This is a genomic window from Chromohalobacter sp. 11-W, assembly GCF_029889905.1.
GTDB lineage: Bacteria > Pseudomonadota > Gammaproteobacteria > Pseudomonadales > Halomonadaceae > Chromohalobacter.
Map to the genome: position 1 here is coordinate 131,977 of NZ_JARANZ010000007.1, position 23,641 is coordinate 155,617.

General features: G+C 62.5%; 16 protein-coding genes. 3 read left to right on the top strand and 13 right to left on the bottom strand.

Annotated elements, in window-relative coordinates:
- Positions 1 to 29: 29 nt before the first annotated feature.
- The 11 genes from kdsA to pilM form a co-directional block, all read right to left on the bottom strand.
- On the bottom strand, positions 30 to 881 hold the full coding sequence (gene kdsA / locus OP494_RS11515) for a 3-deoxy-8-phosphooctulonate synthase (protein WP_280540899.1): 852 nt from the start codon (positions 879 to 881) through the stop codon (positions 30 to 32).
- A gap of 9 nt (positions 882 to 890) precedes the next feature.
- Positions 891 to 2,546, bottom strand: a complete 1,656-nt coding sequence (locus OP494_RS11520) for a CTP synthase (RefSeq protein WP_280540901.1) — start codon at positions 2,544 to 2,546, stop codon at positions 891 to 893.
- Between the two features lie 239 nt (positions 2,547 to 2,785).
- Positions 2,786 to 4,204 carry an FAD-dependent oxidoreductase gene (locus OP494_RS11525; protein ID WP_280540903.1) on the bottom strand — a complete coding sequence of 473 codons (1,419 nt, stop codon included), beginning with the start codon at positions 4,202 to 4,204 and terminating at the stop codon, positions 2,786 to 2,788.
- 57 nt (positions 4,205 to 4,261) lie between these two features.
- Positions 4,262 to 8,713 (bottom strand): glutamate synthase large subunit, encoded by a 4,452-nt coding sequence (gene gltB / locus OP494_RS11530; protein WP_280540904.1) that lies wholly within the window; start codon positions 8,711 to 8,713, stop codon positions 4,262 to 4,264.
- A gap of 450 nt (positions 8,714 to 9,163) precedes the next feature.
- Entirely contained in the window at positions 9,164 to 10,294 is a 1,131-nt protein-coding gene (gene aroB, locus OP494_RS11535; protein ID WP_280540906.1) for a 3-dehydroquinate synthase, read from the bottom strand.
- 2 nt (positions 10,295 to 10,296) lie between these two features.
- Positions 10,297 to 10,839 carry a shikimate kinase AroK gene (gene aroK / locus OP494_RS11540; protein WP_040239614.1) on the bottom strand — a complete coding sequence of 181 codons (543 nt, stop codon included), beginning with the start codon at positions 10,837 to 10,839 and terminating at the stop codon, positions 10,297 to 10,299.
- Positions 10,839 to 12,848: a type IV pilus secretin PilQ family protein gene (locus OP494_RS11545; RefSeq protein ID WP_280540909.1), complete on the bottom strand. Its 2,010-nt coding sequence runs from the start codon at positions 12,846 to 12,848 to the stop codon at positions 10,839 to 10,841. The genes aroK and OP494_RS11545 overlap by 1 nt, the downstream gene beginning before the upstream one ends.
- Positions 12,849 to 12,876: 28 nt before the next feature.
- Complete coding sequence (locus OP494_RS11550) at positions 12,877 to 13,434, bottom strand: pilus assembly protein PilP (protein WP_280540910.1); 558 nt, start codon at positions 13,432 to 13,434, stop codon at positions 12,877 to 12,879.
- On the bottom strand, positions 13,427 to 14,065 hold the full coding sequence (locus tag OP494_RS11555; protein WP_280540911.1) for a type 4a pilus biogenesis protein PilO: 639 nt from the start codon (positions 14,063 to 14,065) through the stop codon (positions 13,427 to 13,429). The genes OP494_RS11550 and OP494_RS11555 overlap by 8 nt, the downstream gene beginning before the upstream one ends.
- A complete protein-coding gene (locus tag OP494_RS11560; RefSeq protein ID WP_280540913.1) occupies positions 14,062 to 14,628 on the bottom strand; it encodes a PilN domain-containing protein in 567 nt (188 codons plus the stop codon). The genes OP494_RS11555 and OP494_RS11560 overlap by 4 nt, the downstream gene beginning before the upstream one ends.
- Positions 14,625 to 15,695 carry a type IV pilus assembly protein PilM gene (gene pilM, locus OP494_RS11565; protein ID WP_280540915.1) on the bottom strand — a complete coding sequence of 357 codons (1,071 nt, stop codon included), beginning with the start codon at positions 15,693 to 15,695 and terminating at the stop codon, positions 14,625 to 14,627. Before pilM ends, OP494_RS11560 begins: the two co-directional genes overlap by 4 nt.
- A 281-nt stretch (positions 15,696 to 15,976) precedes the next feature.
- On the opposite strand from pilM, the gene OP494_RS11570 reads away from it, so the two are divergent.
- Together OP494_RS11570 and OP494_RS11575 are read left to right on the top strand one after the other, a co-directional pair.
- Positions 15,977 to 18,496 carry a penicillin-binding protein 1A gene (locus OP494_RS11570; protein ID WP_280540917.1) on the top strand — a complete coding sequence of 840 codons (2,520 nt, stop codon included), beginning with the start codon at positions 15,977 to 15,979 and terminating at the stop codon, positions 18,494 to 18,496.
- Between the two features lie 92 nt (positions 18,497 to 18,588).
- On the top strand, positions 18,589 to 19,341 hold the full coding sequence (locus tag OP494_RS11575) for a DUF481 domain-containing protein (RefSeq protein WP_280540918.1): 753 nt from the start codon (positions 18,589 to 18,591) through the stop codon (positions 19,339 to 19,341).
- A gap of 75 nt (positions 19,342 to 19,416) precedes the next feature.
- Here the strand turns inward: OP494_RS11575 and OP494_RS11580 are convergent, their stop codons facing one another.
- Positions 19,417 to 20,691, bottom strand: a complete 1,275-nt coding sequence (locus OP494_RS11580) for a malic enzyme-like NAD(P)-binding protein (RefSeq protein ID WP_280540920.1) — start codon at positions 20,689 to 20,691, stop codon at positions 19,417 to 19,419.
- A gap of 276 nt (positions 20,692 to 20,967) precedes the next feature.
- Positions 20,968 to 21,183 (bottom strand): 50S ribosomal protein L31, encoded by a 216-nt coding sequence (rpmE, locus tag OP494_RS11585; protein ID WP_040239602.1) that lies wholly within the window; start codon positions 21,181 to 21,183, stop codon positions 20,968 to 20,970.
- 188 nt (positions 21,184 to 21,371) lie between these two features.
- Between rpmE and OP494_RS11590 the strand changes: the two genes are divergently transcribed.
- Positions 21,372 to 23,621, top strand: a complete 2,250-nt coding sequence (locus tag OP494_RS11590) for a primosomal protein N' (protein ID WP_280540921.1) — start codon at positions 21,372 to 21,374, stop codon at positions 23,619 to 23,621.
- The last annotated feature ends 20 nt before the right edge of the window (positions 23,622 to 23,641 follow it).

Genomic DNA, 23,641 nt, shown 5'->3' on the forward strand with positions numbered 1-23,641 from the left:
TGTACTCGACTATCGCATTCGTCAGTGTCTCAGTCGATTTCCAGAGGCGCGAAACCCTTGACCATGTCGTCGATCGACTTGAGTTGGCTCAAGAAGCCCTCGAGACGATTCAGGGGCAAGGCGCAGGGACCGTCGCACTTGGCATTGTCAGGGTCGGGATGCGCCTCGAGAAACACTCCTGCCAGCCCTACTGCGACGCCCGCACGCGCCAGCTCGGCAACCTGCGCACGGCGTCCGTCGGCGCTGTCGGCGCGGCCACCGGGTTGCTGCAGTGCATGGGTGACATCGAAGAAGACCGGGTAGCCTGTCTTTTTCATTTCCCCGAAGCCCAGCATGTCGACCACCAGGTTGTTGTAGCCGAAGCTTGAGCCGCGTTCGCAGAGTATCAGCCGCGAATTACCCGCTTCCTCGCACTTGCGAATGATATGACGCATCTCATGCGGGGCGATGAACTGCGGCTTCTTGATGTTGATAGCCGCGCCGGTCTCGGCCAATGCCACCACCAAATCGGTCTGACGGGCCAGGAAGGCCGGTAACTGAATGACATCCGCCACTTCGGCCACCGGCTTGGCCTGCCAGGGCTCGTGTACGTCGGTGATCACCGGCACGTTGAAGCGCGACTTGATCTCGTCCAGCCATTCGAGCCCTTTTTCCAGGCCCGGGCCACGGTACGAGTGGATCGAGCTGCGATTGGCCTTGTCGAAACTCGACTTGAACACATAGGGCATGCCCAGGCGCCGCGTCACCTCGACATAGGCCTCGGCGACTTCCAGGGCCATCTCGCGGGACTCGAGCACGTTCATGCCGCCGAACAGCGTCAGCGGCAATGAATTGCCGGCCCTCAGGCCGGCGAATTCAATTTGTTTGGATGTCTCGGCCATAGTGCTTCCTCAGTTCTGCTGTTGTGCACGCGCCCGCACGACCGCCGCCTTGTACTCCAGCGCGGCATTGATGAAGCCGGAGAACAGCGGATGCCCATCGCGCGGGGTGGAGGTGAACTCCGGATGAAACTGGCACGCCACGTACCACGGATGATCGGGTAGCTCGATCATCTCGACCAGGGAGTGATCGGCGCTCTTGCCGGAAATCACCAGTCCGGCGTCTTCCAGGGCCTCGACGAACTGGTTGTTGACCTCGAAGCGATGGCGATGGCGTTCGGTGATGTCTTCCAGGCCATAGGCCGCGTGCGCCCGGGTGCCCGGTTTGAGGTGGCACACCTGGCCGCCGAGTCGCATGGTACCGCCCAGGTCGGACGCCGCATCGCGCAGCTCGATCTTGCCCTCGGGCGTGACCCATTCGGTAATCAGCCCCACGACCGGATGCTGCGTGTCGTGGGTGAATTCGGTGGAGTTGGCATCCGCCCACCCCGCGACATGGCGCGCATATTCGATGACCGCCACCTGCATGCCCAAACAGATCCCCAAGTACGGCACTTTATTTTCGCGGGCATAACGGGCGGTGGCGATCTTGCCTTCCACGCCACGCTCGCCGAAGCCACCGGGCACCAGAATCGCGTCCTTGCCGGCGAGGCGTTCGGTACCGTGACGCTCGATGTCTTCGGAGTCGATATAGTCGATGTTGACCTTGACCCGCCCCTGAATGCCGGCATGGATCAACGCCTCGTTGAGCGACTTGTAGGCGTCGAGAAGCTCCATGTACTTGCCGACCATGGCGATGTTGACCGACTTGAGCGGGTTCAGCTTGGCATCCAGGACGTGCACCCATTCACCGAGATCGGCTTCGTCGGCCTCGAGGCGCAGCTTGTCGCAGATGATGTCGTCCAGGCCATGCTCATGCAGCATCAGCGGAATGCGATAGATGGTATCGGCATCCTGCAGCGGCACCACGGCGCGCTCCTCGACGTTGGTGAACAGCGCAATCTTGCGCCGTTCACTTTCCTCGAGCTCGACTTCGCTACGACAGATGAGAATATCCGGCTGGATACCGATGGAACGCAGCTCCTTGACGCTGTGCTGGGTCGGCTTGGTCTTGGTCTCGCCAGCGGTCTTGATATAAGGCACCAGCGTAAGGTGCATGAAGAGTGCCTGGCTGGCACCCTTCTCACTACGGATCTGACGCGTCGCTTCGAGAAATGGCAGCGATTCGATATCGCCCACCGTGCCGCCGATTTCCACCAGCGCGACATCGAAGCCATCTCCACCCTCATAGACCCGGCGCTTGATCTCGTCGGTGATATGCGGAATCACCTGCACGGTCCCACCCAGGTAATCGCCGCGGCGCTCCTTGCGCAACACGTGCTCGTAGACGCGCCCGGTGGTGAAATTGTTGCTCTGGGTCATCTTGGTGCGGATGAAACGCTCGTAGTGGCCCAGGTCGAGATCGGTTTCGGCGCCATCTTCGGTGACGAACACCTCGCCGTGCTGGAACGGGCTCATCGTGCCGGGGTCGACATTGATGTACGGGTCCAGCTTGAGGATGGTGACCTTGAGGCCGCGCGCCTCGAGGATCGCCGCAAGGGAAGCGGAGGCGATGCCCTTGCCGAGTGAGGACACAACACCGCCGGTCACGAAGATATATCGCGTCATGGAAAACCTGTCGAAACGTGATCTGAAGGCCGTGGAGAAAACCGGGCCTGGATGGGACGCCAGAATAGCAGATTCGCCCAGAACGCTCAATTTGGGCTTCGAGCAGGATGGTGCCTACGTCCTGCTCGCAGCCCGCAGTCCGGTGGGAGGGAACTTGTTCCCGACGGAGCCAACTCCATCGCGAATAAATTCGCTCCCACCCGATACCGGATCAGGCCGCCATGGCCCGCAGCCGAGATTCACACGCCGAGGTAGTCGAGGATGCCCTCACCCGCCTGACGGCCTTCATAGACGGCGGTGACCACCAGGTCGGAGCCACGCACCATGTCGCCACCGGCGAAGACCTTCTCATGGCTTGTCTGGAAGGCGAAGCCACCCTGGGCCGGCGCCTTGACGCGGCCGCGCTCGTCGAGGTTGATGCCCACCGTGTCGAACCAATCGGCGGGATTGGGCTGGAAACCGAAGGCGATGATCACCGCGTCGGCGGCGAACACCTCTTCCGAGCCCGGCACCACCTCGGGACGCTGACGCCCGTTGGCATCCGGCTCACCGAGACGCGTGCGCACCAACTTGACGCCCTCGACCTTGTCCTCGCCGACGATGGCCACCGGCTGGCGATTGAACAGAAACTCCACGCCTTCCTCGCGGGCGTTGGCGACTTCCTTACGCGACCCCGGCATGTTGTCCTCGTCACGGCGGTAGGCGCAGGTCACGCTGGCCGCCCCCTGACGAATCGAGGTGCGGTTGCAGTCCATCGCCGTGTCGCCACCGCCCAGCACCACGACACGCTGACCTTCGAGCGAGACGTAATCCTCGGGATTCTTCTCGAAGCCCAGGCAGTGATTGACGTTGGCGACCAGAAAATCCAGCGCCTTGTGGACACCCGGCAGATCCTCACCGGGGAAACCGCCTTCCATGTACTTGTAGGTGCCCATGCCCATGAACACGGCGTCGAATTCGTCGAGCAGCGCCTCATGGGACACATCGCTGCCAATTTCCACGCCCAGGCGGAACTCGATACCCATCTCCTCGAACACCGCGCGGCGACGCTTCATGACATTTTTCTCGAGCTTGAACTCGGGAATGCCGAAGGTCAGCAACCCGCCGATTTCGGGATGCTTGTCGAACACCACCGGCTTGACGCCGTTACGCACCAGAATGTCGGCACAGCCCAGCCCCGCCGGCCCGGCACCGATCACCGCGACGCGCTTGTCGGTCCACTCGACCTTGGACATATCCGGCCGCCAGCCCATGGCGAAGGCCGTGTCGGTAATGTACTTCTCCACCGAGCCGATGGTCACCGCACCGAAGCCGTCATTCAGAGTGCAGTCACCCTCGCAGAGGCGATCCTGCGGGCACACGCGACCGCACACCTCGGGCAGCGAGTTGGTGCGGTGCGACATTTCCGCCGCCTCGAGGATGTTGCCCTCACTGACCAGCTTCAACCAGTTGGGAATGTAATTGTGGACCGGGCACTTCCACTCGCAATACGGATTGCCGCAATCCAGACAGCGATGCGCCTGGCTGGCCGCCTCGCTGGGCTTGTAAGGCTCGTAGATCTCGGCGAACTCGCGCGCCCGGGCGCGCGCTTCCTTCTTCTGCGGATCCTGCCGGCCGACATCGATGAACTGGAAATCGTTATTCAGACGGTTTGCCATGATCGTCTCTCCTCGTATTCAGTGAGTAGCAGACGCTACTCGGGCCGCCGACGGCTCTTATTCCGGCTGACGCCGGGATTGGGCCAGCAGGCCGTTGAGACTTGCTGCCTTGGGCTTCACCAACCAGAAATGTCGGATGAAGTCGGAGAAGTCCTCGAGGATCGCTTGACCCCGCGCGGAGCCGGTTTCGGCGACGTATTCCTCGATCATCTCCCGCAGGTGGCGCCGATAGGCTTCCATGACCTCGGTATTGATGCGATGGATCTCGACCAGTTCGTGGTTGTACTTGTCGACGAAGGTGCGATCTTCATCGAGCACATACGCGAACCCGCCGGTCATGCCCGCCCCGAAGTTGATGCCGGTCTCGCCGAGCACGGCGACCAGGCCACCGGTCATATACTCGCAGCAGTGATCGCCGGCGCCCTCGATGACCGCATGCACGCCGGAGTTACGCACCGCGAAGCGCTCACCCGCCGTACCCGCCGCGAACAGCTTGCCGCCCGTCGCGCCGTACAGGCAGGTGTTGCCGATGATCGCCGTCTTGTGGCTTTCGAAGCGGCTCTCATGCGGTGGCACGATGACCACCTTGCCGCCGTTCATGCCCTTGCCGACATAATCGTTGGCATCCCCTTCGAGATAGAGTTGCAGGCCACGCGCATTCCACACCCCGAAGCTCTGCCCGGCCACACCGATGAAACGCGCGGTAATCGGCGCGTCTTCAAGACCGCTCTCGCCATAGCGCTTGGCGATCTCGCCGGACACTCGGGCCCCTACGCTGCGGTCGCAGTTGGTGATCCGCAAATGGAACTCGCCGCCCGACTTGGCCTCGATGGCAGGCAACAAGGCATCCAGCATTTCCTGGTTCTTGGCTCCCGGATCGTGCGGCTCATTACGCCCGACCTGACAGAACTGCGGCGCCCCTTCGGGCACATGATCGTTCTGTAACAGCGGCATCAAATCGAGCTTGCGCTGAGACGCCGTCTCGCCCTCGAGGATCTCGAGTAGGTCAGTACGCCCGATCAGATCGGTCAACTGGCGCACGCCGAGCAACGCCATCAGCTCGCGGACCTCCTCGGCGATGAAGCGGAAGTAGTGCTTGACCATGTCCACGGTGCCGCGGAAATGCTCGTCGCGCAGATGCTGGTGCTGAGTCGCGACGCCGGTGGCGCAATTGTTGAGGTGACAGATACGCAGGTATTTGCACCCCAGCGCCACCATTGGTGCCGTGCCGAAGCCGAAACTCTCGGCGCCGAGAATCGCCGCCTTGACCACGTCGAGGCCGGTTTTGAGGCCGCCATCGGTCTGCAGGCGAATCTTGTCACGCAGGCTGTTGATGCGCAGCGCCTGATGCACCTCGGGCAGGCCCAGTTCCCAAGGGCTGCCGGCATGCTTGATCGAGGTCAGCGGACTCGCCGCGGTGCCACCGTCGTAGCCGGAGACGGTAATCAAATCGGCGTAGGCCTTGGCCACGCCGGTGGCGATGGTGCCGATGCCCGGCTCGGAGACCAGCTTGACCGAGACCTGGGCCGCGGGGTTGACCTGCTTCAAATCGAAGATCAGCTGCGCCAGATCCTCGATGGAATAGATGTCGTGATGCGGCGGCGGAGAGATCAGCGTCACCCCGGGCACCGCATAACGCAGCCGGGCAATCAGCTCGTTGACCTTGCCGCCGGGCAGTTGCCCGCCTTCGCCAGGCTTGGCCCCCTGCGCGACCTTGATCTGCAGCACCTCGGCATTGACCAGATACGCCGGCGTCACGCCAAAGCGCCCGGAGGCGATCTGCTTGATCTTCGACGAGCGAACGGTCCCATAGCGCGCCGGATCCTCACCGCCCTCACCGGAGTTGGAGCGCCCGCCGGTCTCATTCATGGCTTGCGCCATCGCCTCATGGGCCTCGGGTGACAGTGCGCCGAGCGACATTCCGGCGCTGTCGAAGCGCGGCAGCAGGTTCTCGACCGGCTCGACCTCGTCGAGCGGCAACGGCTCGGGGGCCGGTTTGAGCGTGAGCAGGTCACGGATGGTGGCCACCGAGCGCTCGTTGACGGTCTGTGCGAACTGCTTCCACTTGGCGTAGTCGCCGCTTTGCACCGCGCTCTGCAACTGCATGACCACGTCCGGGTTGTAGGCGTGGTATTCATGATCATGAACGTACTTCACCAGGCCGCCCTGACGAATGCTCTTGCGCGGGATCCAGGCATCGCGGGCCAGCAGTTCCTGCTGCAGTTGCAGCTCGGCGAAGCCGGCGCCCTCGATGCGCGACGCCATACCGGCAAAGCACATGTCCATGACCTCGGAGGACAGCCCCACCGCTTCGAATAGCTGAGAACCACGATAGGAGGCCAGCGTCGAGATTCCCATCTTGGAGAGAATCTTATAGAGCCCCTTTTGCATGCCTTTGCGATAGTTTTCGCGGGCATCCGCCGGATTGCCGGTCAACTCGCCGGTGTTGTGCATGTCGGCCATGACCTGGTAGGCCAGATACGGATACACCGCCGTGGCCCCCACACCGAACAGCACCGCCATCTGGTGAGCGTCGCGGGCATAGCCGGTCTCGACCACCAGGTTGACGCGCGGCCGTAAGGCCTTGCGGCCCAGGTGATGGTGGATCGCCCCCACCGCCAGCACGGCATGAATCGGCAATTTGCCGCGCTCCAGATCGGCATCCGAGAGCACCAGAATCACCTTGCCCTCGCGAATCGCGTCCTCGGCTCGCTGGCACAGATTAAGCAGCGCCTGCTTGAGCGTATCGCGCTCAGGGTCGTAACTCAGACTCAGCTTATGGCTGGCGAATGCCGGATCCTCCTGGGTCACCAACGCGGTGAACTTGCGCGGCGAGAGCACCGGCGTCGTCAGAATCAAGCGATGCGCGTGCTCGGGGGTCGCCTCGAAGACATTCAGCTCGGCGCCGCAACAGGTTTCCAGCGACATCACGATCGCTTCGCGCAACGGGTCGATAGCCGGATTGGTGACCTGGGCGAACTTTTGCCGGAAGTAATCGGTCAGCAAGCGTCCATGGCGCGACAGTACGGCCATCGGCGTGTCGTCACCCATCGAGCCCACCGCCTCCTGGCCGCCTTCGGCCAACGGGCGCAACAGCTGATCGCGCTCTTCGAACGTCACCTGGAACATCTTCTGGTAGACGTTGAGTTCGTTACCGGCCATGGGCTGGAAGCGCGCCAGCTCGGTCAACGCGGACTCCAGGTAATGCGCATGCTGCTTCAACCAGCGACGGTAGGGATACGCCGAGCGCAGGCGTTCGTCGACATCCGGCGTATGCAGGACTTCACCGGTGTGAGTGTCCACGGCGAGGATCTGCCCCGGGCCCACACGACCCTTGGCGATGACGTCCTCGGGCTTGTAATCGTAGACACCGATCTCGGAGGACAGGGTGATGTAGCCGTTCTCGGTGATCACCCAGCGCGCCGGACGCAACCCGTTACGGTCGAGCATGCACACCGCATGGCGGCCATCGGTCATCACCAGACCGGCGGGGCCGTCCCACGGCTCCATATGCATGGAGTTGTATTCATAGAAGGCGCGCAGATCGCCGTCCATGGTTTCGACGTTCTGCCACGCCGGCGGCACCATCATGCGCACGGCGTTGTAAAGATCCATGCCCCCGGTCAGCAACACCTCGAGCATGTTGTCCATGCTGGAGGAGTCGGAACCCGAGGTATTGACGATCTCGTCGAGCTCGGTGATCTCGGGCAACAACGGCGAGATGAAGTTTTCCTTGCGCGCGTTGGCCCAGCCACGGTTGGCTTCGACCGTGTTGATCTCGCCATTGTGGGCCATGAACCGGAAGGGTTGCGCCAAAGGCCAGCGCGGCGCGGTATTGGTGGAGAAGCGTTGATGGAAAACGCAGATCGCCGTATGCAGCCGCTCATCGCCCAGGTCACGATAAAAGGTCGGCAGGTCCGCGGGCATCATCAGCCCCTTGTAGGACACCACCTCGCTGGACAACGAACAGATATAGAAGTTGTCTTCGTCCTTGAGCGCTTGTTCGGCATAACGACGCGCCATGAACAGATCGACATTGAACGCCTGGGTGTCACGCTCGTCTTCCGCTTCGACGAAGACCTGGCGAATCCGGGGCAGGCACTCCAATGCCATGGGGCCACAGACTGAAGCATCGGTGGGGACTTCGCGCCAACCACTGACACGCAGCCCGCGCGCCGTCAGTTGCGCCTCGAGCACCTCTCGCGCATGCGCCTCGCGCGCATCGTCATCGGGCAGAAACACACTCCCCACGGCGAAACGCTCGCCTAGCACGACACCCAGGTCCTCACTCGCCACGGCACGCATGAAGTCGCCGGGCATCTTGAATAGTAGACCGCAGCCATCGCCGGTCTTGCCATCGGCGGCGATGCCGCCGCGGTGGGTCATGCACGTCAGGGACTCGATCGCGGTCTTGAGCAGGTCATGACTCGCCTGCCCTTCCATGTGGGCGATCAAGCCAAAACCGCAGTTGTCACGGAACTCGCCAGGCTGGTGAAGGCCTCTCATCATGGGCGTGCCTCACAAAATTTTGAAACTTGTGTCCAGAAATAATCGTGTTATGCTTTACGGTTATCTTTTATTTTTTGAAGGTCGAAAAGCACGTCATGCGATGACGCATCGGGCGTGAAAAAGGTCGACCAGCATATCCCTTGGCCCCCTCTCAAGCAATTCCACTACCTGCCGCTTTGCCGCAAATCTGCGCAAAATCGCGGAGTTAGCCGCAAACCCTCGCTAAAACCCCTGACATGTCAACGCGTTAGCAAGCTTGAACGCCTGAGCCTCGAAGCACGCGACTTTAGTCTAAAACCCAGCCTCATCTCATGCCGATCCTGCATGAGGCATGCCGATACAGGCATATTGTCGCGTGAAAAGCGCCGCTGCACAAACGCAGCAAGGCCCTACGCAAAACGCCTGCCGAGGAGGCAGGCGTCGCGAGTCGATCGGCGGGAGAAGAGCGCGTCAGGCGCGAGGGAACTCGTCGAGCAGCGCCTTGAGCATATCCGGCGGAGTATCGTCGTAGACGCACGCCTCACCCAGGCCGGACAACAACACCAGACGTAAGCGGCCGTCGATGTTCTTCTTGTCCAAGCGCATGGCGGCGAGAAAATCATCGGCACTCATCGCAGCAGGCACCGTCACCGGCAGCCCGGCACTGGCCACCAGCGTCTCGACACGTGCCATATCCTCGCTGGAAAGCCAGCCCAGACGCTGCGACAGCGTGGCGGCCATCAGCATTCCCGCGCCCACGGCCTCACCATGAAGCCAATTACCATAGCCTTGATGCGCTTCGATGGCGTGCCCGAAGGTATGCCCCAGGTTGAGCAGCGCTCGCTGCCCTTGCTCGGTCTCGTCGCGGGCGACGATCTCGGCCTTGATCGCACAGCTTCTCAGAATGGCGTCGGTGAGCGCCTCGACATCGAGCCCGCGCAGCGCCGACATACGCGCCTCTAGCCAGGCGAGGAAGTCGGCATCCTGTATCAGGCCGTACTTGATGACCTCGGCGAGCCCCGCGGCTAGCTCTCGGCCCGGCAGCGTGGCCAACGTATCGGTGTCGATCAATACCGCGCGCGGCTGCCAGAAAGCGCCGATCATGTTCTTGCCGCGCGGATGATTGACGCCGGTTTTGCCCCCCACCGAGGAATCCACCTGCGACAACAAGGTGGTGGGCACTTGCACGAAAGCCACGCCACGCTGATAGCACGCCGCTGCGTACCCTGCCATGTCGCCGATCACGCCCCCGCCGAGCGCCACTAGCGTGCAACGACGGTTGAAGCCCGCCGCCAGCAGTGCATCCCAGATGCGTTCGACACTGGCCAACGTTTTGGTGTGCTCGCCGTCGGGCAGGATCACCTCGCGCACGTCACGATCGTCACCGCTCAGTGTGCGCTTGAGGCGCTCGAGATACAGCGGTGCCACCGTCTCGTTGGTGACGATCATCACCTGGCGCCCGGCTAGGTACGGCACCAGCATGTCCGGTGTGTCGAGCAACCCCGGCCCGACATGGATGGGATAGCGCCGGGCGTCGAGCTCGACATGCAGACGTTGATACGGCGATGCGGACGAAGCGGACGAAGCGGACGAAGCGGTCATGATCAAGCCTTTAGATCGAGTGGATCGGACAAACGCTTGGTGCGGCGAATGATCTCGTTGACCACCGCCTTGGGGCCGCGCCGGTCGGTACGTACCGTCAAGTCGGCGGTGGCGCGATAAAGCGGGTCACGCTTGGCGAATAGATCGCGCAGCACCTGCTCAGGGTTGCCTTGGCGCAACAAGGGGCGATTACGGTCGCGGGCCGTGCGCCGAATCTGCTGTTCGACCGAGGTCGCCAAATACACCACCGTGCCACGCTCACGCAGCGCCTGGCGGTTATCCTCGCGCATCACCGCGCCACCGCCGGTGGCGAGGACGATGGCCTCGCGGCCGGCCAACTCCCGCAGCATGAGGGTTTCACGATCACGAAAGCCACGCTCGCCCTCGACATCGAAAATCCAGGCAATATTGGCACCGCAGCGCGCCTCGATTTCGTGATCGCTATCGAAAAACTCGCGCTTCAACTCGGCTGCCAGCAGGCGTCCGATGGTACTTTTCCCCGCGCCCATAGGGCCGACGAGAATGATCGTGGGCAGACCCTGCATCAGCGATTCGCCTGTTCGTCTCCGATGATCTTGGGGGTAATGAAGATCAGTAATTCTACCTTTTCGTTGGATTCCTGGGTATAGCGGAACAACGAACCGATGAACGGTAAATCACCGAGCAGCGGTGTCTTGTAGAGATTGCGCAATTGCTCGGAGGTCAGTATGCCGCCCAACACCACCGTTTCGCCATCATCCACCAGCACCTGGGTCTCGATGGAATTGGTATCGATCGCCGGCGCCCCATCATAGCTACTATCGGCGACAGTATCGTTGTTGATCAGCAAGTCCATGACGATGCTGTCGTCGGGGGTGATCTGCGGTGTCACTGCTAGCGACAGCACGGCTTCCTTGAATTCCACGTTGGTCGCCCCGGACGAGGTCGACTCTTGGTAGGGAATTTCCTGCCCCTGCTTGATCACCGCCTTCTTCTGGTTGGCGGTGATGATCTTGGGTTGGGAAATGGTCTGACTCTTGCCTTCGCTTTCCAGAGCGCGCAGCTCCAGATCGAGCAGTACATCGCCGGAAAGATAGCCGAAGCTGAATGCCGAGCCGCTGCCATCGCTATCGCCCAGATCGACGGAGAGACCGGCAGAGCCGCGATTGGCACCGCTGGGGTTGCGGTCGACCACGCTCCCCACGCCATCTTCGTCGAAGGTAACCCCCTGGCTTTGCGAGACGCCCCAATTGACGCCCAACTCTTGAGAGGCAGTGTCACGGGCGATGACGATACGCGCCTCGATCTGCACCTGGCGCACCGGCACATCGAGCCTGTCGAGCATGTCACGGATACCGGCCAGTTGCTCGGGCGTGTCACGTACCAGCAAGGTATTGGTCCGCTCATCGACCGTCACACGACCACGCTCGGAGAGCAGCCCGAACCCTTCGCTGCCACGCAGCATCGTGGCCAGATCAGTGGCCTTGGCGTAACGCACCTGTACGTATTCCGTCTTCAGCGAAGCCAACTGTTGAGACTGAGCGCGGTTCTCCAGCGTCTGGCGCTCCATCTGCGCTAGCTCATCGGCGGGCGCAACCACGATCACATCCCCCTCGCGACGACTCGCAAGGCCATGACTCTTGAGGATCAGATCGAGCGCTTGATCCCACGGCACCTGCGTGAGATTGAGCGTCACGCTGCCCTGGACGCTATCGCTGGCGACGATATTGACCCCACTGAAGTCGGAGAGCACCGACAATACTTCGCGCACTTGGATGTTCTGAAAATTGAGACTCACCGGCTCGCCGTCGTATTCCTGTGCGTCGTCTTCTAACGCGCGCGCATCATCAGCGCGCGGCCGCACCTCCACGATCAGTTGATCGCCGCGCTGCGTGACCAGGTGCTGAAAAGCCTCGCGATTGTCGAGCGTCAGCGTCACACCCTCATCGCCCTCCTGCGGCACGATGCGCGACACCGGCGTATCGAAATCGCTGACGTCGAGGATCCGGTTCATATCTCCGGGCAGCCGGACACCAGGCAGCGATACCGTCAAGGTATCACCCTCAGTATCCGTTTCAGGCGTCACGCCACCGTGGTCGAGCGTGACCACCAAACGACCAGCGCCGTTATCGCCGCGCCGAAAATCGAGATCGCGGATGCGCGTCAGCGCGGTGGAACGCTCAGCGGCATCCCCACCCAGGCGCACGCGAAGCCGCTCCCCCTGACGCTGGGTCGAATAAGGCAGGGGCTCATCGAGACCGAATACCAAACGCGTGCGCTCCCCGGTGTCGGCCACGCTGACCTCGCGCAGTCCGTCCCGATCGATACCGAAGCGGCGCTGATCGAGCTGGTTTGTCGTTGCCGGCAGGTCGACGATGACCTGCGCCGGCGAATCGCTTCGGTAGCTATGCGGCTCGGGTGCCGGACCATCGAACGCCAGCAGAGCATCGATTCCGCCATCCCCGCGCTGGGCGAACTCGAGCGATGTCAACGTCGCCGCCTGTCCTTGGGCACAGACGGCCAGCCCCACGAGGCAGAGCCCGCCCATCAGCCAGTCGCGCAGCGTTCGCATCATGTCGTTCTCCTGCCTGTACGTACCGCCATCACTCGGCGGCTTGCGATGAATCGTTGAATTCCAAGGTACGCTGCCGCTGACGCCAGGTGCCGCCCTCGCGCACCCGCTCGACCAGCTCGACACCCGCGTCCTGAATCGCCGTGACACGTCCGAAATCGGTCCCCAGATAGTGACCTTCGAAAAGGCGGTAGACGTTGCCGTCGGGCGCGCGGATCAAGGCCGATGGCTGCCCACCTACCGTCAAGGTTCCCACCAGTTCGAGTTGTTCCAACGGAAAGCGCTCCAGGGGCTCACGCGGACGCTGACGGTCTGGGCCATCGCCCTGTGATGCTGTCACGGCGCCTTCCTGCGTGCGGCGCTCGGCACTGAACGGGCTACGCTGCTGGGCCTGCGAATAATGTGCCGTGCGATACACCGGCGCGGGAGGAAGCGACTCGATGCTACCCTCCGGCCGCTGGCGCAGGGCATTCAGGTGCGCATCCAGGGTGGTCATCTCGGCATCGCGACAACCGCCCAGCAACACCATCCCGACCAACCCCGTAAGCAGGACACGCCAACGCCGAGAGCTCGTCAGCCATTCAGTCATCGCCACGCTCCTCGGCCTTGGGATCAGCGTCTTCGCGATAGCTGTAGGTACGGGCCAGCAGCGACAGACGCAGCGCATCGCCATCGCCCACCGGCGACAGCGAGAAGTCATGCAGGGTCACGATACGCGGCAGCGCCGCCACGCTGGACAGGAAGGCGGCAATGTCGTGATAGCCGCCGCGTACCTGGATATCGAAGGGCTGCTCGATGTAGAAGTCTTGCGGCACCGGCGAACGCAACCGGATCGACTCGATGGCGAGGCGATGGTCCTGCGCCGCATCGCTGATGTCATCCAGCAGCGCTGGGATCTCTGTGTCGGTGGGCAGCATTTTCAGCAATGCCTGCATGCGCGTGTCGAGTTCCGCCATCTGCATGCGCATCTGCTCGAGATTAGCCGCCTGATAAGCACGGGTTTCGTATTCCTGGAGCAGCTCGCCCTCGCGCCCTTGCAAGCTCTCCAGGGTTTCCTGGCGCGGAGCGGCGACGTACCACTGGGCTACCCAGAAGACGGCCAGAAACAGCGCCACCAGGCATATCGCCTGCAGCAACGCCGGCCAGGTGCCGGCTTCCTTGAGGTCCAGATCGCGCCACTCGACCTCGCGCAACTGCCGCCACTGTGAGCGCAGACTCATGGCGCCTCCTCGGCATCACGGCGAGGCGTACGCGCCTCGACACTGAGGTTGAAGCGCTTCAGCGTCGCATCGTCGCCATCCGACTGCACGTCGGAAAGCGCCGGCGTGCCAAACACGGGCGAGGCATCGAGCTGCCGCAGCAGCTCGGACACGCGCCGATTGGAACGCGCCAGGCCACTCAGCTCGAGTCGATCGCCCTCTCGTACCAAGCGGTCGTAATGCACCCCGTCGACCAGCGTTGCCGCCAGCTGATCGAAGATACGCACCGTCTGCGGACGGCTGAATTGCAGCTCGCGGATCAGGCCGATCTGTTCGAGCATCCGACCCCGTAATTCGCGATAGTCCTTGACCGTGTCGATGTCCTTTTCGAGCGCCTCCATACGGCGCTCGATCAGGGCCAGGCGACCACGTTCGGCGTCGATCCCCGCTTGATACCAACGCGACACCCCCAAGGCGCACAACAGTGCCAGCACCGCCACGCCCACCAGCGCCATGTAAAAGCGTCGTGTGCGTCGCTGCCGGTGCGCCTCACGCCACGGCAACAGGTTGATTTCGATACTCATCGCCGCCCTCTCATCGCCAGGCCGCACGCAGTGAGCATCGCCGGCGCATCGCTGGCAAGCGCCTGCACGTCGACGCGCGACGCCACCCGCATGCGCTCGAACGGATTGGCCATCACCACTTCCAACCCGCTTTGCGCGGCGAGCCGTTCACGCAACCCCGGAATGACACTCGAGCCGCCCGCCAGAATCAGGCGCTGGATATCACGGGGCTTGCCCGAGGTGTGATAAAGCTGCAATGAGCGGCCGATTTGCTGAATCAGCATGTCGATGAACGGCGTCACTACCGCATGCTCGTAATCCTCGGGCAAACCGCCGCGCTTCTTGGCCAACCCCGCCTCTTCGAGGCTCAGGCCATAGCGCTTACGGATTTCCTCGGTCAAGTGGCGACCGCCCAGCACGTTGTCGCGGGTATAGGCGATACGCCCATCGATGAGCACATGGAAGGCGTTCATATTGGCGCCGATATCGACCAGCGCGGCGCACTCTCCCGCCTGCTCGGACGGCGTCTCGTCGCGCAACAGCTCACTGGCCGCACGCTCCATGGCGAACGATTCCACGTCGACCGCGGCAGGCTCGAGTCCGGCACGGCGAAGAACGTCAGCGAGATGGTCGACATCCTGCAGGCGGCACGCCACCAGCAAGACATCTTGCTGATCGGGGTAGCGAGCGTTGAGCCCCAGACGCTGGAAATCGAAGGCCACCTCATTGAGCGGAAACGGGATATGGCGCTCGGACTCGAGCTGAATGCGGGCCTCGATCTCATCATCGCTGAGGGAGACCGGATAGGTCAGCGTCTTGGTGATCGTGGCGCTGGCGGGGACCGCCGCCACCGCGCGCCGTGAATGCGGACGCGCATGCTCGACCGCGCGCGTCAACGTCGCGGCCACCTCGTCGAGATCGCGGATGCGCCGCTCCACTACCGCGCCTTCACGCAATGGGCGCACGGCGTAACTGGCGATACGTTGGCCTGCCCCCGCACGATCGAGCTCGATCAATTTGACGGTGGCCGAGGTAATATCCACCCCTACCAGGCCTTGTTGGGACTTTTTAAACCGCCACACTGTCATACCCCTGCGATATTCTTCGGCGTGGCGTGGGGCTCGGTACTATCGTTCGTCGAGCCAACCCGCTGCCCCTGTGCCGAGGCAAGCCGCTTTATTATCAGCGTGCCACACTATCGTATGAGGCACGCCACATTGCGTAAGGTTACATTATGCATACTGCCGTGACAGTCGATTTGCATCAACGCTAGCCCCTATGCGGCTGCGTTCTTATAATGCCGATGGCAACGGATTGCACCATTCATTGCGGCCAGACCGCCACCCAAGACGACGGAAAACGCCTTTTCATGAAGCTTTTCAAACGCTTGTTAACGTCCATCCTATGGCTAATTGTGTCTTTGGGACTGGGCTGCGTACTGGCCATCATCGGCGCCGGTATCTATTTCGCGCCGGGCCTGCCCGACGTTCGTCAACTGCAGGACTTCGAACTGCAGACACCGCTACGCGTGTACACGCGTGATGACAAGCTAATCGGCGAGTTCGGTGAGCAACGTCGCATGCCGGTGAGCTACGACGAGATCCCCCAATCCTACATCGACGCCCTGCTGGCCGCCGAGGATGCCAGTTTCTTCGAGCATCCCGGCATCGATCCCAAGGGGCTCGCACGCGCAGCAATGGAGCTTGCCACCAGCGGCAACATCCAGTCAGGCGGCAGCACCATCACCATGCAGGTAGCGCGCAACTATCTGTTGACGCTGGACCGCACGTTCACTCGCAAGATTCGCGAGATCCTGCTGTCGCTGCAAATGGAGCAGGTGCTCGACAAGCAGGAAATTCTCGAGCTCTACGTCAACAAGATCTATCTCGGCAATGCCGCCTACGGCATCGGAGCGGCCGCCGAAGGCTACTACGACAAACCGCTTGCGGAGCTCGACTTGCCGCAACTGGCCATGCTCGCCGGCCTGCCCAAGGCTCCCTCGGCGCTCAACCCCCTTAACAATCCCGAGCGCTCGTTGATTCGCCGTAACTGGGTATTGCTGCGCATGCGCGAACTCGGCTTCATCGATCCGATTCAGTACCAGGCCGCCGTCAAGGCGCCGATCACCGCGCATCGGCCGCGTTCGCAGTACGAGGTCAACGCATCCTATGTCGCCGAAATGGCGCGCCAATATGCTGTGGAACGCTTCGGCGACAACGCTTATACCGACAATTACCAGATCAAGACGACCATCGACAGCCGCCTGCAGGCCTCCGCGCGCGATGCGTTGGTCAATGGGCTCATCGATTACGACACGCGCCATGGCTGGCGCGGAGCCGAGGAAACCGATATTCCCTCCAGCCTGGTAGAAGCCCAAGAGCGCACGGATTCCCAAGGGCTCGAGGAAGAGCTGTCCGAATCGCCCGAGGTCATGGAGACCGCACGCCAAGCCGCCAAGAGCAGCGAGGAGTCGGTCGAAGGGGTCGAGGGCGATGTCAGCAACTGGGTCAAGGTACTCGACCGAACCCCCCGGCATGGCCCCCTCGAGCCGGGCATCGTCGTGGACACCGATGGCCGCCAGATGCGCGTCCTGACGCGTGACGATGGCGTCGTAACGCTCGGCTGGGATGGGCTTGACTGGGCGCGTACGTACCACAGCGCCGAGTGGCGCGGCGAGACCCCGGCCAACGCCGAAGCCATTGCCCAGCGTGGCGACCTGATTCGCGTCATGCGCACCGAGGATGGCGATTGGCGTCTCTCCCAGGTGCCAGGCGCCCAGGCCGCGATCGTCATCATGGACCCTCAAACCGGCGCCATTCGAGGCCTTCAGGGTGGCTTCAGCTTCTCGTCGAGCAAGTTCAATCGCGCCATCCAGGCGCAACGCCAAGCGGGCTCGATCTTCAAACCCTTCATCTATCTCGCCGCACTGCACAACGGGATGAACGCCGCCACGGTCATCAACGATGCCCCTGTGGTCATGTCCGATGTCGGCGGCGACTGGCGCCCCGAAAACGCGGAGGGCGAATTCCGCGGCCCCACGCGGTTGCGCGTCGGCCTCTACCAGTCGCGCAACCTCGTCACGATCCGTGTGCTGCAGTCGCTAGGCCTGGATAACACGCTGGAATTCCTGACGAACTTCGGCTTCGCCAAGGACCGGCTGCCGCATGGCCTATCGCTCGCACTGGGCAGCGCGTCACTGACCCCGCTGGAAATGGCCAATGCCTACGCCGTCTTGGCCAATGGCGGCTTCAAGGTCGCGCCGTGGTATATCCAGTCGGTTACCCATGGCAGCCAGAACGAACTGGTCGAGGAAGCCAACCCCGTGGTGGCATGCCGGGAGTGCGACCCCGATCAGAAGACCGTCGCACTCAACGGTGAAACCCGCCGTATCGCCGAGCGCGTGGCCACGCCCGAAGAGATGTACATCATCCGCGACATGATGCGTGACGTCATCGAGAAGGGCACCGGGCGCGGCGCACTGGATCTCAACCGTCCCGATATCGTCGGCAAGACCGGCACCACCAACGATCAACGCGACGCGTGGTTCTCGGGCTTCAACGACGACCTGGTGGCCACCGTCTGGGTCGGCAAGGACGACAATTCCACGACCGGTGAATACGGTTCGCAAGCCGCCTTGCCGATCTGGAAGTCGTTCATGGGGCAGGCGCTTCAAGGCCAGCCCGAAAGCATGCCCTCGCGCCCCGACGATATCGTCAAAGTCCGCATTGATCCCGAGACCGGGCTGCGCCTGCATAACGACCAATCGGGCGGCATGCAGGAAATCTTCCGCAAGGACAACCTCCCCGACTACAAGCCGCGTTCGATCCAGCCCGAACTCGAAGATAGCAGCGGCTCCCAAGGGACCGGCACTTACGATGCCATTTTCTAGTCGACACCCCATGGGTGGCCTCGACGGCCACCCCATGAGCGCGCCAGCTCCCACACCACTGACCGAGAACCGTTTTTGAAAGGGAGTCCATCATGCTCGTGTCGCGAGACTCGCGATGGTTATTGCTCGTCATACTGCTCGGCGGCGCACTCCCAGTGCACGCCGACTTGTTCTACGCACCGCCTGCACCGCAGGACGATGCCCCCAAGGTGAGCGGCGAGGCCGAACTCGGCTATACGCACCTCTCCGGGAACAGCAACAGTCGGACGCTGCTCGCCAAGGGGCGCCTTACCTGGCTGACGGGACGCCATACACACACGCTGCGCGGCGAGACGCGCAGCGTTCAGGAAAACGATGAAACCAGTACCGAGCAGTACCTGCTGGGCGGCCGCGAGCGTTATGAGCTTGAAGGTCCCCACTATCTGTTCGGTTTCGGACGCTGGGAAAAGGACCGCTTCAGTGGTTACGACTACCAGTTCACCACCATCGGCGGCTATGGCCGTCAATGGCTCGACGGGCCGACGCACATACTGTCCACGGAATTCGGCCCCGGCTATCGTCACGATGCCTACCAGGATGGCAAGGAAGACGACCTCGGCTTGGCCTATGCGGCACTCGACTATCGCTGGAACATCTCGGAAGGCGCCTACTTCGAGCAGGCAGTTTCCGTCGAAGCGGCCGCACCCAACACCACGACGCGCTCGATTTCGTCGTTGACCTCCCAGCTCAATTCGCACCTGGCGCTCAAGATGTCCTTTGAGGTCAAGAACAACACGAATCCGCCCGACGGCGCCGAAGCCAACACCGACCGCACCACCTCGATGTCACTGCTCTATAGCTGGTGATACCGTTCCCGCCCCACAACCCAAAAGGGCCGCTCTCGGAGCGGCCCTTCGATATCATGCCCGTTCGGCAAACGACTACAGCGGCCCGTAAACGTCCTTGATGCTGGTCAACGGATAATGGGCCGGATAAGGCTTGCGCGCCACGCCGCTATCTACCGCAGCTTGCGCCACCGCCGAGGCGACACGAGCGAGCAGCCGTGAATCCAGCGGCGTGGGAATGATGTAACCGCGCCCGAACTCCAGTGACTCAATGCCGTAGCCGTCCAGTACCTCGCGGGTCACCGGCTCACGCGCCAGGTCCTTGAGGGCATGCACGGCCGCCACTTTCATTTCTTCATTGATGCGCGTGGCGCGAACATCCAGCGCTCCGCGGAAGATGAAGGGAAAGCCCAGCACGTTATTGACCTGGTTGGGGTAATCGGAACGCCCAGTGGCCATGATCACGTCGTCGCGGGTCTCGTTGGCGACGTCCGGATGAATCTCGGGATCCGGATTGGAGCACGCAAAAACCACCGGACTCGCCGCCATGCGCTCGAGCTGTTCGGGCTTGAGCAGGTTGGGCCCGGACAACCCCACGAAGACGTCGGCTCCCTCGATGGCATCATCCAGCGTACGCCGCGACGTCTCGGTGGCGAACATCGCCTTGTATTGGTTGAGATCGTCACGCTCGCTGCGCACCACGCCTTTGCGATCGAGCATGTAGATATGCTCGGCGCGTGCGCCACACGAGACCAGCAGTTTCATGCAGGCGATGGCCGCCGCGCCCGCGCCCAGGCAGACGATCTTGGCGTCTTCGAGCCGCTTGCCAGCGATGTCCAGAGCATTGAGCAGCCCTGCGGCCGTAACGATGGCCGTGCCATGCTGGTCATCGTGGAAGACCGGAATATTGCACTGCTCGATCAACGCTTGCTCGATCTCGAAGCACTCCGGCGCCTTGATATCCTCGAGATTGATGCCGCCCCAGGTATCAGCGATGCGTGCCACGGTATCGATGAAGGCCTGCGGACTCTCGGCATCGACCTCGATGTCTACGGAGTTGATGCCCGCGAAGCGCTTGAACAGCACGCCCTTGCCTTCCATGACCGGCTTGCTGGCCAGGGGGCCCAGGTTACCCAGGCCTAGGATAGCGCTGCCGTCGGAGACCACGGCCACTAGGTTGCCCTTGCCGGTATACAGGTAGGCGTTTTCCACGTCCTTGGCGATCTCTCGGCACGGCTCGGCTACGCCAGGACTATAGGCCAAGGACAAATGTTTCGATGTCTCGGTGGGCTTGGTCAGTTCGACGGATAATTTGCCGGGAATCGGCTTGGCGTGATAATCCAGCGCTGCCTGTCTTTTTTCGTCACTCATGAGCTTTTTCCAATCGTCTGCATGGAGGCATGATCGCCAGAATATAGAAAAAGATTCCGCCAAACAACTTACGCCAAGTTCGCGACATTAAAGACTTTTAAGCGACCGTTTGAAGCAATTAACAGCCATTTGTTGAAACTTATGCCTGACTAACCAGGCATAAAACAAACCTTATCGGAGCGTCGTTTTCGACTTTTCAAAAATAAAAAAACCCGCCATTGGGCGGGTTTTCTCGAACGCCGACGCGGCGTCGGCGTAGCGGTTCTCTTGCTTGGCTCAGTCGCGCTTGAGCGCGGCACCGAAACGCTTGTTGAAGCGCTCGACACGACCACCGGTGGTCGCCTGCTTCTGCTTGCCGGTATAGAACGGGTGGCACTGCGAGCAGACATCCAGGTAGAAGTCGTCTTTGGACGTGGAGCCCAGCTCGAAGGTCGCGCCGCAAGAACAGGTGGCGGAGACCTTCTTGTATTCGGGATGGATCGCTTGTTTCATTTTGCTGCCTCACGCTATGGTGCGCCGCCACCTGGTCGATGCCAGGCACCGCACACGGGTTGATAAAGATGCAACCGATTGATTCGGCATGCGACCCCGACGATACTCGCCTTGGCCCAAAGCCGAAGGGCCGAACATTATAGCAGTGCCGTGATATCGCTGAAAAGACGCGTGGCACCTGCAACGCCATGTGCCGCCACTCTTTCGGAGGACTCTTGTCGAGCACCGACCATACGCCGCGCCTACTCAGGGTCGCCCTGCCCACGCCCTTGCGACGCCTCTTCGACTATCGCCCCTGTCGCGAGGCTCCCGCCTGTGGCTGGCGCCCAGGGCTTCGCGTCAAGGTGCCGTTCGGACGTCGCCAGCTCATCGGCGTGGTGGTCGAGTGCCCCGAACGCAGCGACGTGCCGGACGCGCAACTCAAGGCCGTGCTGGCGTGTCTCGACGATGCCCCCTTGCCCGACGACTGGTGGTGGCTGTGTCGCTTTACCGCACGCTACTATCAACACCCGCTGGGCGACACCATCGCCCAGGCACTCCCCGTCGCCTTGCGCCAGGGACGGCCCTTGCAGGCGCGCCACCAGGAGCGCTGGATAGCGCGCGACGGCGATACCGGCCCGCTCGAACGTGCGCCTCGCCAGGCCGAACTGCTGGCGATGCTGCGCCAGCACCCACGGGGTTTGATGACGCGCGCGATCACCGCGCAAGGCTTCACCCGCGCGCAGCTCGAAGGCCTGCAGGCCAAGCATCTCGTCGAGTGCCACGAAGAACGCCTGACAGCCACCGAGGAAGAATCCGGCTCGCGGCTCGCCGAACCCTCGTTGCCACTGACCCGCGAACAGGCGGGCGTCCTTGCCGAGATTCATGAAGGTCTCGAGCGCTATCATCCGTGCCTACTGCACGGCGTTACCGGCAGCGGCAAGACCGAAGTCTACCTGCAGCTCATCGAGGCGGTGCTCGCGCGAGGCCGCCAGGCGCTGGTGCTAGTACCGGAAATCGGCCTGACACCGCAAACGCTGACCCGTTTCCGGCAACGCTTTCGAGTTCCGGTGGTCGCCCTGCATTCGGGGCTCACCGATCTCGAACGCCTGGATGCCTGGGATGCCGCGCGTACCGGCCGAGCCCCGATCGTCATCGGTACGCGCTCGGCGGTCTTCACCCCCCTGGCCGCTGCCGGGGTGATCGTCATCGACGAAGAACACGACGGCTCCTTCAAACAACAGGAAGGTCTGCGCTACCACGCCCGCGACTTGGCCATCGCTCGCGCCCACCGCGAGAACATTCCCATCGTGCTGGGCAGCGCCACACCGGCGCTGGAGACCCTCGCCCAGGCACGTAGCGGCCGCTACCGCCATCTGCGCTTGACCCAACGCGCCAATCGGCACGCCCCGGCACGCCTGGAACTTACCGACCTACGCGGACGCCACCGCCAGGGCGGTTTGATCGCCCCCGCCATCGAGGCAATTCGGCAGACCCTGAACGCGGGCAACCAGGTGTTAGTCTTCATCAACCGGCGCGGTTTCGCTCCCTCCCTGGCATGTCACGCGTGCGGCTGGTTAGCCGAGTGCCCGCATTGCGATGCTCGCATGACACTGCATCGCCAGCCCCAGGAACTGGTCTGCCATCATTGCGACTTTCACCGCCCGCTGCCCGATGCCTGCCCGGAATGCGACAGTGGCGACCTGCGCCCACTGGGCAGCGGCACCGAGCGCACCGAGGAAACGCTAGCTGCATTGTTTCCCGAGACGCCGGTGCATCGCATCGACCGAGACAGCACCCGACGCAAGCAAGCCTTCGAGGATATTCTGCGCGAGATTCGGCGCGGCGAACCTAGCCTGCTGGTCGGCACTCAGATGCTCGCCAAGGGCCACCACCTGCCGCACGTCACGCTGGTGGTCGTGGTCAACGCCGACGCCGGCCTCTACGCCAGCGACTTCCGCGCTCTCGAGCACAGCGCCCAACTGCTGGTGCAGGTCGCCGGCCGTGCAGGCCGCGCCGAACATCCCGGTCGCGTACTGGTCCAGACCCTGCACCCCGACGATCCCAACCTGCGCCTGCTCGCCGACAGCGGCTATGAAGCGCTCGCTGGCCAACTGCTGGAAGAACGTCGCCTGGCCGGCCTGCCGCCCTACCGTCATCTGGCCTTGGTCCGCTTCGAAGCCGCGCGCGAGCAGCACGTCGCCGAATTCGCCACCGCCGCCGCCGAGGCATTGCGCGAATGGCTCGTCACCCAGGATACCTCGGTCACCTGCCTGGGACCGGTGCCGGCGCCCATGGAGCGCCGTCAGAATCGTTATCACATGCAGCTAATGCTCTCCGACACGCGCCGTAGCGCCCTGCACCGTGCGTGTGCCTGGCTCGTGCAGTGGCTGGACAATCACCCCGATAGTCGGCGCGTACGCGCCTCGCTGGATGTCGACCCACAAACGCTGAGTTGACGGGTGTCCACCGCCCGCAC